The sequence below is a fragment of the Hydrogenophaga taeniospiralis genome (assembly GCF_020510445.1).
Classification (GTDB): Bacteria; Pseudomonadota; Gammaproteobacteria; order Burkholderiales; family Burkholderiaceae_C; genus Hydrogenophaga.
In genome coordinates this window covers 5,183,959-5,196,673 of sequence record NZ_JAHBAG010000001.1, presented here as the reverse complement: position 1 = coordinate 5,196,673, position 12,715 = coordinate 5,183,959, and the positions used below count along the sequence as shown (strand labels likewise).

General features: G+C 67.6%; 10 protein-coding genes. All 10 read left to right on the top strand.

The features are described 5' to 3' along the window. The 10 genes from KIH07_RS24905 (at position 1) to KIH07_RS24860 (ending at position 12,710) form a co-directional block, all read left to right on the top strand. On the top strand, positions 1 to 1,245 hold the full coding sequence (locus KIH07_RS24905) for a sarcosine oxidase subunit beta family protein (protein ID WP_226494526.1): 1,245 nt from the start codon (positions 1 to 3) through the stop codon (positions 1,243 to 1,245). A 123-nt stretch (positions 1,246 to 1,368) separates the two neighbouring features. Next, a complete protein-coding gene (locus KIH07_RS24900; RefSeq protein ID WP_226494525.1) occupies positions 1,369 to 1,701 on the top strand; it encodes a sarcosine oxidase subunit delta in 333 nt (110 codons plus the stop codon). After that, positions 1,698 to 4,700, top strand: a complete 3,003-nt coding sequence (locus tag KIH07_RS24895; protein ID WP_226494524.1) for a sarcosine oxidase subunit alpha family protein — start codon at positions 1,698 to 1,700, stop codon at positions 4,698 to 4,700. The genes KIH07_RS24900 and KIH07_RS24895 overlap by 4 nt, the downstream gene beginning before the upstream one ends. After that, positions 4,693 to 5,298 carry a sarcosine oxidase subunit gamma gene (locus KIH07_RS24890; RefSeq protein ID WP_226494523.1) on the top strand — a complete coding sequence of 202 codons (606 nt, stop codon included), beginning with the start codon at positions 4,693 to 4,695 and terminating at the stop codon, positions 5,296 to 5,298. Before KIH07_RS24895 ends, KIH07_RS24890 begins: the two co-directional genes overlap by 8 nt. Beyond that, positions 5,295 to 5,747 (top strand): dihydroneopterin aldolase, encoded by a 453-nt coding sequence (locus KIH07_RS24885; RefSeq protein ID WP_226494522.1) that lies wholly within the window; start codon positions 5,295 to 5,297, stop codon positions 5,745 to 5,747. Before KIH07_RS24890 ends, KIH07_RS24885 begins: the two co-directional genes overlap by 4 nt. Continuing rightward, positions 5,728 to 6,606 (top strand): formyltetrahydrofolate deformylase, encoded by an 879-nt coding sequence (locus KIH07_RS24880; RefSeq protein WP_226494521.1) that lies wholly within the window; start codon positions 5,728 to 5,730, stop codon positions 6,604 to 6,606. Before KIH07_RS24885 ends, KIH07_RS24880 begins: the two co-directional genes overlap by 20 nt. Before the next feature lie 448 nt (positions 6,607 to 7,054). Then, the gene (locus tag KIH07_RS24875) at positions 7,055 to 7,612 is read left to right on the top strand and encodes a sigma-70 family RNA polymerase sigma factor (protein ID WP_226494520.1); all 558 of its coding nucleotides are present in this window, start codon (positions 7,055 to 7,057) and stop codon (positions 7,610 to 7,612) included. Positions 7,613 to 7,691: 79 nt separating this feature from the next. Then, positions 7,692 to 8,762 carry a FecR family protein gene (locus KIH07_RS24870; RefSeq protein WP_226494519.1) on the top strand — a complete coding sequence of 357 codons (1,071 nt, stop codon included), beginning with the start codon at positions 7,692 to 7,694 and terminating at the stop codon, positions 8,760 to 8,762. Between the two features lie 147 nt (positions 8,763 to 8,909). Further along, positions 8,910 to 11,303 carry a TonB-dependent siderophore receptor gene (locus KIH07_RS24865; RefSeq protein WP_226494518.1) on the top strand — a complete coding sequence of 798 codons (2,394 nt, stop codon included), beginning with the start codon at positions 8,910 to 8,912 and terminating at the stop codon, positions 11,301 to 11,303. Between the two features lie 93 nt (positions 11,304 to 11,396). Next, positions 11,397 to 12,710, top strand: a complete 1,314-nt coding sequence (locus KIH07_RS24860; RefSeq protein WP_226494517.1) for a lysine N(6)-hydroxylase/L-ornithine N(5)-oxygenase family protein — start codon at positions 11,397 to 11,399, stop codon at positions 12,708 to 12,710. Positions 12,711 to 12,715: the final 5 nt, after the last annotated feature.

The window sequence follows — 12,715 nt, the reverse complement described above, 5'->3', positions numbered from 1 at the left end:
ATGCAACATTTTTCCATCTGGTCCCTGCTGCGCAACAGCATGTCTTACCACGAGGGCTGGCAGAAGCAGTGGCGCTCACCCGAACCCCAGCGCGAATACGACGTGGTGGTGGTGGGTGGGGGTGGCCACGGCCTGGCCACCGCCTACTACCTGGCCAAGGAACACGGCCTGCGCAACATCGCGGTGATCGAGAAGGGTTACCTGGGCGGCGGCAACACGGCGCGCAACACCACCATCGTGCGCTCCAACTACCTGTGGGACGAGTCCACGGCGCTGTATGAAAAATCCATGCAGCTGTGGGAAGGCCTGTCGCAGGACCTGAACTACAACGTCATGTTCAGCCAGCGCGGCGTGCTCAACCTCGGCCACACGCTGCAGGAGATGCGCGACATCGAGCGCCGCGTCAACGCGAACCGCTTGAACGGGGTGGACGGCGAGGTGGTCACGCCGGCGCAGATCAAGGAAATGATCCCGTACATCAACCTGAACACGCGCTATCCCGTCCTGGGCGCTTCGCTGCAGCGCCGCGGCGGCGTGGCGCGCCACGATGCGGTGGCCTGGGGCTTTGCCCGCGCGGCCGACGCACACGGCGTGGACCTGATCCAGAACTGCGAGGTCACCGGCATTCGCCGCGACGGTGGTGCCGTGGTCGGCGTGGACACAGTGAAGGGTTTCATCAAGGCCAAGAAGGTCGCCATCGTCGCGGCCGGGCATTCCAGCGTGATGGCCAGCATGGCCGACATCCGCCTGCCCATCGAGAGCAAGCCGCTGCAGGCCCTGGTGTCTGAACCGCTGAAACCCATCTTTCCCTGCGTGCTGATGAGCAACGCCATCCACGCCTACATCAGCCAGTCCGACAAGGGCGACCTGGTGATCGGCGCGGGCGTGGACCAGTACAACGGCTACGGCCAGCGCGGCAGCTTCCACACCATCGAGCACACGCTGCAGGCCATCGTGGAGATGTTCCCGCTGTTCTCGCGCGTGCGCATGAACCGCCAGTGGGGCGGCATCGTCGATGTCTCGCCCGACGCCTGCCCGATCATCGGCCTGACCCCGGTCAAGGGGCTCTACATCAACTGCGGCTGGGGCACCGGTGGCTTCAAGGCCACGCCCGGTTCGGGCTGGGCCATGGCCCACACGGTGGCGCAAGACCGACCGCACGCGCTCAACGAAGCGCTGTCGCTGGACCGCTTCTCCAACGGCCACCTGATCGACGAACACGGCGCTGCTGGCGTCGCGCATTGAGATGACCCCCCCGCGCCGCTTCGCGTCACCCCCCCAGGGGGGCGGCACTGGCCGTCCGGCAAAGCCGGCCCGGCGGTGCCCTTGGCAAAACACCGCAGCCTCCGTTCTTTGAGAAAGAAAACCATGTTGCAAATCAACTGTCCCTTCTGCGGCACGCGCGCCGAGATCGAATTCACCTGCGGAGGCGAGGGCGGCATCGTTCGCCCGCTGAACTCCGAGGCCATGAGCGACGCCGAGTGGGGCGACTACGTGTTCATGCGCAAGAACCCCAAAGGGCTGCAGCACGAGCAGTGGCGCCATTCCAGCGGCTGCGGTCGCTGGTTCAACGCGCTGCGCCACACGGTGAGCTACCGGTTCGAAGCGACCTGGAAGATCGGTGAGCCCATCCCTGCTCAATTCGCTGCCGAGTTCGCGGCCGAGTCCGCGGCTGTCGTCAACGAAGGAGCCGCGGTATGACCACCCGTCTGTCCACCGGCGGTCGCATCGATCGCCGCCGCAGCCTCAACTTCAGCTTCAACGGCCGCGTCTACCAGGGCCTGGAAGGCGACACGCTGGCCTCGGCCTTGCTCGCCAACGGCGTGTCCATGGTGGCGCGCAGCTGGAAGTACCACCGCCCGCGCGGCATCCTGTCGGCCGGGGTCGAAGAGCCCAACGCGCTGGTGCAGCTGTTCGACGGCGCCCGCACCGTGCCCAACGCGCGCATGACCGAGGTGTCGCTGGTCGAGGGCCTGAGCGCCCGCTCGATCCACGCCAAGCCCAGCATCGAGTTCGACACCGGCGCGGTCAACGGCTGGTTCTCGCGCCTGATCCCGGCCGGCTTTTATTACAAGACCTTCATGGCCTCGCAGGCCGCGTGGCACTTCTTCGAGAAGCACATCCGCGCGGCCAGCGGCCTGGGCCACTCTCCCAGCGAAGCCGACCCCGACCGCTACGAGAAGCGCTTCGCGCACTGCGACGTGCTGGTGGTCGGCGCCGGCATTGCCGGCCTGACGGCTGCGCTGACCGCGGCCCGTGCCGGTGCCCGCGTGGTGCTGTGTGACGAACAGTCCGAGCCGGGCGGCTGGCTGCTCTCCAGCGACGAGGCCATCGACGGCATGCCCGCAGCACAGTGGGTGGCACAGGCGCTGGCCGAACTCGCGACCCTGCCCGAGGTGATGGTGCTGCCGCGCACCACGGCCTTTGGTTACCAGGACCACGACCTCGTGACCCTGGTCGAGCGCCGCGGCGACCACCTGAGTGCCGAGCAGGCGCCGGTGTTCCGCGAACGCCTGTGGCGCGTGAGGGCACAACAGGTGGTGCTGGCCACCGGCGCGCACGAACGCCCGCTGGTGTTCGGCAACAACGACCTGCCCGGCATCATGCTGGCCGGCGCGGTGTCCACCTATGTGCGGCGCTACGCCGTGCTGCCCGGGCGCAACGCCGTGGTCTTCACCAACAACGACACGGGCTACGACGCTGCCCTGGCCTTGAAGGCCGCGGGCGCCAGCGTGCAGGTGGTCGATGCGCGTATCCATCCCAGCGGCACCCTGAGCCAGCGCGCCAAAGCCGCCGGCATCCCCATCCTGGCCGGCCACGTGGTCACCGAAGCGCGCGGCGGCAAGCGCGTCAGCAGCGTGCAGGTGCAGGCCATCGACGCGCAGGACCGACTCGCCGGTGCCGCGCGAGGCATTGCCTGCGATCTGGTGGCCTTGTCGGGCGGCTTCAGCCCGGTCATCCACCTGCACTGCCAGGCCGGCAGCAAGGCGGTCTGGAACGACGCCCGGGCGGCCTTCCTGCCGGGCCCGTCGGCGCAGTCCGAAAGCTCCGCCGGTGCCTGCGCCGGTGCGCTGTCGCTGCGCGACGGCGCGCTGGGCGGCGCCGCGGCTGGCGAGGCGGCGGTGCGCGCGCTGGGCCTTCAGGTGGCCGACGCCGGGGCCACCGCGGTGGCGGCCGTCGAGCCGGGCGAGCTTCGCCCGCTGTGGCTGGTGCCGCATGCGCGTGGCGTGAGCCGCGCGCCCAAACAGTTCGTCGACCTGCAGAACGACGTCGCGGCCTCCGACATCCACCTCGCGGTGCGCGAGGGTTTCGAGTCGATCGAGCACGTCAAGCGCTACACGGCCATGGGCTTCGGCACCGACCAGGGCAAGACCGGCAACATCAACGGCATGGGCATCGTGGCCCAGGCGCTGGGCAAGTCCATTCCCCAGGTCGGCACCACCACCTTCCGCCCGAACTACACGCCGGTGACTTTTGGTGCGCTGGCCGGGCTGGAACTGGGCGATGCCTTCGATCCGATCCGCACCACCGCCATGCACGACTGGCACGTGAAGCAGGGCGCGTTGTTTGAAGACGTGGGGCAGTGGAAGCGCCCCTGGTACTACCCGAAGCCCGGCGAAGACCTGCACGCCGCCGTGGCCCGCGAAACCCTGGCCGTGCGCAACGGTGTGGGCACGCTGGACGGCTCCACGCTCGGCAAGATCGACATCCAGGGCCCGGACGCGAGCGTGCTGCTCAACTGGATCTACAGCAACGCGTGGTCCAAGCTCGAGATCGGCAAGTGCCGCTACGGCCTGATGCTCGACGAAAACGGCATGGTGTTCGACGACGGCGTGACCGTGCGCCTGGCCGAAAACCACTACCTGATGCACACCACCTCCGGTGGCGCGGCGCGCGTGCTGGCCTGGATGGAGCGCTGGCTGCAGACCGAGTGGCCGCACCTCAAGGTCTACCTGACCAGCGCCACCGACCACTGGTCCACTTCCATCGTGGCCGGTCCCAAGAGCCGCGCGGTGTTGCAGAAGATCTGCAGCGATGTGGACTTCGACGACGCGGCCTTTCCCTTCATGTCGTACCGCGAAGGCACGGTGGCCGGCGTCAAGGCCCGCATCATGCGCATCAGCTTCTCGGGCGAGCGCTGCTACGAGGTCAACGCCGCGGCCGAAGACGGCCTGCGCGTGTGGGAAGCCATCCACGCGGCCGGTGCCGAGCACGGCATCACGCCCTACGGCACCGAGACCATGCACGTGCTGCGCGCCGAGAAGGGCTACATCATCATCGGCCAGGACACCGACGGTTCCGTCACGCCGATGGACCTCGGCATGGGCGGCCTGGTCACCAAGACCAAGGACTGCCTGGGCAAGCGTTCGCTCACCCGCGAAGACACGGTGCGCAGCAACCGCAAGCAACTGGTCGGCTTGCTGCCGGACGACCCGCAGTTCGTGCTGACCGAGGGCGCGCAGATCCTCAACCAGGCGCCCACCGGCCCCACCGCGCCCATGGTCGGTCACGTCACCTCCAGCTACATGAGCCCGACGCTGGGGCGGTCCATCGCCATGGCCTTGGTCAAGGGTGGACTGGGACGCATGGGCGAGCGCGTCCACATCTCCCAGGTGGGCCCCAACGGCCCCGTCGTCCACACCGCCGCCATCGCCAGCCCGGTCTTCTTCGATCCCAAAGCGGAGCGCCAAAATGCTTGATACCTCACAGCGCCCTGTGGCGCCCATGGACCGTGTGCCCACCACCCGTGCCTCGACCGGGCAGTCCCTGCTGGCCGGCTGGCGCCATGGACAGTCCGTGCTCAATCTTCGCGGCAACCCGGACGACACGGCCTTCCGCGAGGGCGTGTCGCAGGCCCTCGGTCTGGACCTGCCCACACAGGCCTGCACCACAGTCGCCAACGATACCCATCGCCTGGTCTGGGTCGGGCCGGACGACTGGTTCGTCATCGGGCCAAAGGGCCAGGCGGGCGCCATCGAAGCGGCGCTGCGCGAAGCCCTGGCGGGCCAGCACGTGGCGGTCACCGACGTCAGTGGCGGCTACACCGTGCTGCACCTGAGCGGCACCCCGGTGCGCGACGTGCTCGCGCAGGGCTGCCCGCTGGACCTGCACCCGCGCGTGTTCGGCCCTGGGGCCAGCGCCGGCTCGGTGTTCTTCAAGGCTTCGGTCTGGCTGTGGCAGGCTGACGACGCACCGGTCTACGAGGTGCTGGTGCGCAGCAGCTTCCGGGGCTACGTCTGGCTGATGCTGGAACGCTGCACACAGGAGTGTGGCCTGGTGACGCGCCGCTTCACATGAACACGCGTTGGACGGTCCGGATCGAACGGCTGGAGACCCGCCTGCCGGTGGGGATCTATGCCGAAGAACGGGACCAGCAGCCGATCTGGATCAGCCTCACGGCCAGCGGGCTGGCGCCTGCCGCGCCGGACGCGCTGGACGGCTGCCTGGACTACGAACCCCTGTGGCGCTGGTTGACGCAGGTGTGGCCCAACACGCCTCACACCCCGCTGCTGGAGACCCGCGTCAACCAGGTGATCGGCTTCGTGTTCGGGCTCGATCCGCGCATCGACGAGGTCTGGGTCGGCCTGTACAAGCAGCGCGTGAGCCTGGGCGCGCTGGCGGTCGGCATGGAGCGCGCATCGACCCGGACCGAGTTCGAGACCCTGCACTTGCAGGCGGCCGAAACGAGTGCCCTTCTTCAATCCCTCACACAAGGCCTTGAAACCTATGCAAGCCACGCCCAATGAATCGTCCCGCTACGTGCTGACCCTGGCGGTGGCCAGCGCGCGGGGCCAGGTGGCGGCCATGGTGGCCCTGCTGGAGCGGCACGGTGCCTACATCGAAGAATTCGCGGTGTTTGACGACGCGTTGGTGTCGCGTTTCTATGTGCGCATCGTGTTCCGGCTGGAGGGCCAGAAGGTTTTCGGGATCGGCGTGCTTCGCGAGGACTATGCCCAACTGATGGATGGCTTTGACGGCGCGGAAGGCGCCATCCATGACCTCAGCCGCCCGACACGGGTGCTGATCATGGTGTCCAAGGCCGACCACTGCCTGCGCGACCTGCTGGCGCAGTGGCGCCGCAAGGAACTGAACATGGACATCGTGGCGGTGGTGTCCAACCACGCCGACCTGGGGCCGTTGGCCGTGGCCGAAGGCATTCCGTTCCATCACCTGCCCATCACGGCCGACACCAAGCCGCAGCAGGAGGCGCAGTTGCTCCAGTGCATCGCGCAACACGAGGCCGAGCTGGTGGTGCTGGCGCGCTACATGCAGGTGCTGTCGGAAGACATGTGCGAGAAGCTGGCCGGCCGCGTCATCAACATCCACCATTCCTTCCTGCCCGGCTTCAAGGGCGCGCGCCCATACGAACAGGCGCACGCGCGCGGCGTCAAGCTGATCGGTGCCACGGCCCACTTCGCCACCAGCGACCTGGACGAGGGCCCCATCATCGAACAGGCCCTGGAACGGGTGGACCACGCCTACAGCCCCGAGCAGTTGCTCAGCACCGGGCGCAACGTCGAGTGCCTGGCCCTGGGACGCGCCTTGCGCTACGTGCTGGAGCACCGGGTGTTCATCAACGGCTTGCGCACGGTGGTGCTGCGCTGACTCGAAAGGAGCAGCTGGCGTTGACCCGGTTCCCTGGACACATCAATCTTTGTGTCCAAGGCGTCGAAAGTGTCCAAAGTGCGATCGCCGTACCCGGCGGAATTTCGCCAGCAAATGGTCGAGCTCGTTCGAGCGGGGGCGCTCACCTGCGCAGCTCTCGTGTGAGTTCGGCGTCACCGCGCAGTCCATCACCCACTGGGTCGGCCAGGCCGCATCGACGACGGCAAACCTGTGCCACGTCCTCGGTGTTTGCGCCAACGGGTTCTACGCCTGGCGCGAACGTTGCCCGTCTCAGCGCAGCATCGCCAGTGTGGTGATGACCCAGCGGCTTGGGTGGGTTATTATGAGAATAATTCTCATTTAAAATTTGTGTGCCTGACCCGGCGCCGCCACATCTCGACGTCAGCCTGTTGACGGGATTCGTCACCTCCCTGGCATGGATCGACCTGTGCTTGAGCACTATTACCAAGAACTGCTGAACTTCTGTTCCCGTACGGTGCGCAACCGCGATGCCGCGGCCGATGTCGTGCAGGAGAGCTATGCCCGCGTTCTGGCGGTGCAGCATTCCGGCCAGCCGGTGCCCGAGCCGCGCGCGCTGCTCTACCGGACCGCGCGCAACCTGCAGATCGACCAGCACCGCCGCAGCGAAGTGCGTGGTGATGCCTTGCTCCCCGATGCCGAGGCCTCGGCCGCCGAGCTTGACAACCTCGCGGCGCCCAGGGCCTGCGAGCCCGAAGTGGCCACGTCTTCCGCCCAGGGGGTGAACGCCCTTCTGGCCACCATCGATGCCCTGCCGTTGCGTTGCCGCGAGGCCTTCATCCTGCACAAGTTCGACGGCCTGCCGCATTCGGAGGTGGCTCAGCGCATGGGCATCTCGCGCAAGATGGTCGAGCAACACGTGAAGCTGGCCATGGACGCTTGCCGGCGCTGCAAAGACACCCTTGACGGGGCGCCTGCCGCGGCGCCGGTTCCGCCATTGAGGCGCAGAAAACCTGCCCGCGAATGAATTTGCCCGCACGCCGCCTGGCCTGGCATAGGGTTTGGGCTGGCTGGTGCGTCTACATCCAAGAGCCGATAACCACGCCATGAGTACCCCGCAGCCAGCCCGAACGCCAGCCGCACGGTCCACCGAGCCCGACGACGCGGCGCTGGACTGGTTCGTGCGGTGTGCCGGCGGGCTGCTCGGGTCGGCGGACGAAGCCGCGTTCCAGTCCTGGCTGGCCGCGGACGCGGCCCATGCCGCGGCTTTCGCGCGCCATCGGGACAACTGGTGCCTGCTCGATGCCTTGCCGGCGGAGGGTGTGCGCATGCTGAAGCAGAACCTCGCTGACGACAAGGCGGCGGCAGCCCGGGCCGCGCCGCGCCAGCGTGCCTGGTGGCGTGACGGGTCTTCCTGGGTGCCACAGGGAGCGCTGGCCGCTGTGGCGCTCATGGTGTCCTGCGGAGGGGGCTACCTGGCCTGGGAACATGGGCAGCAGCAACCGGTGTACACGCAGCGTTTCGCCACCGAGCGCGGGCAGCAGCTGGACGTGGTGTTGCCGGAAGGCAGCCGCCTGAGGCTGGACACCTTCAGCCAGGCCGACGTGACGATGTACCTGGACCGCCGCGAGGTTCGCCTGCCGCAGGGACAGGCGGCGTTCCAGGTCCAGGGTGATCCGGCGCGTCCCTTTGATGTGCTGGCCGGTCCTTTGCGCATCACGGTCGTCGGCACCCGTTTCGCGGTGCGCTACACGCCCGGCGTGCCGGGCCGCGCGGGTGTTCACGTCGCCGTGGAAGAAGGGCACGTGCGCGTGGCGCGCGCCGAGCGGTCGGCCGCGGGCGATGCGGCCGTCGAACTGGTCGCCGGCCAACAGATCACCAGCGACATGGCGGGCCTGCTCGGCACCGTGTCGGCCGTCCCCGCCGCGGGCATCGCACCCTGGCGCGAAAGCCGAGTCAGTTTCGACGACACACCGCTGGACCAGGCGCTGGCCGAGTTCGGGCGCTACGGTCCGGTGCCTCTGACGGTGCGGGAGCCGGCCGTCGCCGCGTTGCGCGTGACCGGCACCTTCGACCCGCGCCGGCTCGACAACTTCTCCCGCCTCCTGCCGCAGGTCTTGCCCGTGCGCTTGCGCGAGCGTGGCGGTGAGGTCGAGATCGTCTCCGCTGGCCATTAGCTGGCCACTAGCCGGCCGCTGCCGGCGATCCGGGCCGGTCCATCTTTCCGCGCCAAAAAAAACTTTTCGCCCGACCTAGGGTTTCGCCAGGCTGATGCGTCTACATGAGAAGGATTCTTATTCAATATCTTTCCGGAGATCGCTCGCATGCCCCGTTCCCGCTTCAACCTGCCCCCGCTGGCACTGGCCTTGGCCCTCGGAAGCCCGTTGGCCCATGCCCAGGGTTCCGCCAGCGCGGGGGGCTCCACCCCGGTGCAGATCCGCATCGGGGAGCAGCCCCTGGCGCAGGCGCTCAATGACCTGGCGCGGCAGGCCCGGCTTGAGCTCATGGTCCAGCCCGCGCTGGTGGCGGGCAAGACGGCGCCGGCCGTCTCCGGCCGGCTGACGCCACGGCAGGCGCTGGACCGGTTGCTGGCCGGCAGCGGCCTGGCGGCGACCATTGACGGCAACGTCTTTGTCGTCACCGCGGCTCCGGCGGCATCGGAGACGGTGAGCCTGCCCACGGTGACCGTGAGGGCCGTCGCGGACCAGGAAACGGCCACCAGCGGAGGGAACGGCTACGTCGCCAGGCGCAGCGCCTCGGGCTCCAAAACCGATACCCCCATCATCGAGACGCCGCAGTCCATCTCGGTGGTGACCAAGCAGCAGCTCGAAGACCAGAAGCCGCGCAGCATCCCGGAGGCGCTCAACTACGCGCCCGGTGTCTTCACCGGCCTCGTGGGTTCCTCCAACCGCTACGACTACGTGGCCCTGCGCGGCTTCAAGGACAGCAGCGTGGACAGCACCCTGCTCGATGGCCTGCGCATGCTCAGCGACCAGGGCAGCTACACCTCGATGCAGGTCGATCCGTATTTCCTGGAGCGCATCGACGTGGTGCGAGGGCCGGCGTCCGTGTTGTACGGTCGCGCATCGCCCGGCGGCCTGGTGGCGCTGACCAGCATGACGCCGCAGTTCCAGCCCTACCGGGAAGTGCAGCTCACCGCCGGCAACCGCGACCGCCGGGAGGCGGCCGTCGATCTGTCGGGGCCCATCGACAACAACGGGGTGGCGGCCTTTCGCCTGACGGCGCTGGCGCGCTCGCTGGACTCGCAGTTCAACACGGTCAAGGAAGAGCGCCAGGCCATCGCGTCCTCGCTGGCCATCCACCCGTCCAGCGACACGCGCCTGCTGCTGCAGGCCTACCTGCAGGACGACCCCGAGGGCAGCTACCACAGCGGCGTGCCGGCGGACGCCAGCCTCCATGCGGACCACAACGGCCGCCTGATCTCGCGCCATTTCTTCGACGGAGACCCCAGCGTCGAGAAATACCAGCGCAAGCAGCGCTTCCTGGGCTACCAGTTCGAACACGCGTTCAACGACGCGTGGAAATTCCGGCAGAACTTCCGCCATGTCTCGGCGGACACCACGCTGAGGCAGATCTATGGCTACGGCTGGGCCAGCGCCGATGAGCTGACGCGCTACTACGCGGGCGCCGATGAGTCGACCAGCGGCAACACGGTCGACAACCAGCTGGAAGGTCGGTTCCAGACGGGCGCGCTCAAACACACCCTGCTGACCGGGCTGGACCACCAGAAGCGCCACGTGACAGGGAGCTGGCAATCGGGCAGCGCGCTGCCGATCAACGTGCTGGCCCCGAGCTACGGTGCTCCGGGCCTGAGCGGCGTGACCAGCGACCCCATCGATCGCCAGCTGGAGCAGACCGGTCTGTACCTGCAGAACCAGACGGCGCTGGACCGCTGGCGCCTCACGCTGGGCGGGCGCATGGACTGGGCCAAGGCCTCCAACCGGATGGGCGCCGGCGACCCGGCGCGGTGGAGTGGCTCCAGGTTCACCAAGCGGGCCGGCGTTGTCTATCTGTTTGACAACGGGGTGGCTCCCTATGTGGGCTATTCGGACGGCTTCAACCCGAGCCTGCGCAACGACCAGCAGGGCAACAACCTGCAACCCGCCGAGACCGATCAGGTCGAGGCCGGCATCCGCTACCAGCCCAAGGGCTCGAACACCTTGCTGTCGGCGGCGGTGTACGACCTGTCGCAAAAGAATGTCGCCACGCGCCCGGTGGGGGCCTCGTACTTTGAACCGACCGGCAAGGTGCGCTCGCGCGGTCTGGAGCTGGAGGCCCGTTCGCAGCTCAGCAGCAAGGTGTCGGTGCTGACGAGCTACACCTTCACCGACATGAAGTTCGTCGAGTCCTCCGACGGCTTCACCGGCAACACGCCGTACCAGGCGCCGCGCCACATGGCCTCGATCTGGGGCGACTGGAACTTCATGCCGGGTTACACCATGGGCGCGGGCGCGCGCTACGTGGGCTCCAGCTGGGTCGACAACGCCAACAGCCTCAAGGTGGCCCCCTACACGCTGGTGGACCTGATGCTGCGCATCGACCTGGCCCAGCTGAGCCCGTCGCTCAGGGGTGCCAACCTCCGTCTGAGCGTCAACAACCTGTTCGACAAGACCTATGTGGCCTCGTGCCTGAGCCAGCAGTACTGCTACTGGGGCGACGCGCGCAGCGTGACCGCGACCGTGGCGTATCGCTGGTAACGGCGCGTCCCGGCGCGGCGGCCCGCCGCGCGCGTTCTTTTGATCACCATGTGCCGCCGTCCGGCGTGCCAGTCCATCAGGGAGTTGAGTGCAATGAACACGAACATCTATGACTTCGTCGGGATCGGGCTTGGGCCTTTCAATCTGAGCCTGGCCTGTCTGACCGAGCCGATCACCGGGGTGAACGCGGTCTTCCTGGAGCGCGCTGCCGAGTTCAACTGGCACCCCGGGATGCTGATCGACAACACCACGCTGCAGAACCCCTTCCTGGCCGACCTGGTCAGCCTGGCGGACCCCAAGAGCGGCTTCAGCTTCCTCAACTACTGCAAGGAAGAGGGCAAGATCTATTCGTACTACTTCCGCGAGAGCTTCTACCTCACGCGCGCCGAATACAACGCCTATTGCCGCTGGGCGGCGGCGCGGCTGTCCAACGCCCGCTTCGAGCACGAGGTGCAGGAGATCGTCCACGACGCCGAGAGCGGCTGCTATGTGGTGACCGGGGTGCAGGGGCCGCGGCGCGAGCCCTTCATCATGCGCGGCCGAAAGCTCGTGCTGGGCGTGGGGTCCAGGCCGTTGTTCCCCCAGTGCTGCGCGTCCGACGGCCACCGCTACCTGCACACCGCCGACTACATCACGAGCAAGGAGCAGCTGCAGCAAAAGCGTTCCATCACCATCGTCGGCAGCGGCCAGAGCGCGGCCGAGGTCTACCACGACCTGCTCAAGGAAGCCGACGTGCACGGCTACAGCCTCACCTGGATCACCCGCTCCTCGCGCTTCTTCCAGATGGAGACCACCAAGCTCACGCTGGAGATGTTTTCCCCGGACTACATCGACTACTTCTACAAGCTGGACGATGGCAAGAAGGAGCGCGTCATCCGCGCGCAGGACAGCCTGTACAAGGGCGTCAACGCCAGCCTCATCAACCAGATCTACGACCTGCTGGACGACCGGCGAAAGCAGGGGTCGCTGCGCACCCACCTCATCACCAACTGCGAACTGCAGGGCTGCCGCTACGACGCGGAACAGGGCCGCTACGAGATCGAGTTCCGCCAGCTCGATTGCGAGGCGCGCTACGCGCACCGCAGTGAGGGGCTGGTCTTCGCCACCGGCTACCGCGAGAACATCCCGCCTTTCGTCAACGGCATCCGCCACCGCCTGCGCTGGGACGAGCAGGGGCGCTACCGGCTGGCACGCAACTACGCCGCCGACTTCAACGGCAACGAAATCTTCGTGCAGAACGCCGGCCAGCACACCCACGGCATGACCAACCAGGACCTGGGCATGAGCTGCTACCGCAACTCCTACATCCTGCGCGAGCTCACCGGGGTCGAGCACTACAAGATCGAGCGGCGCGTGGCGATCCAGGACTTCTCCATCCCGGCCACCGCGGACTTCGTCCTGCTCTGAGGCGC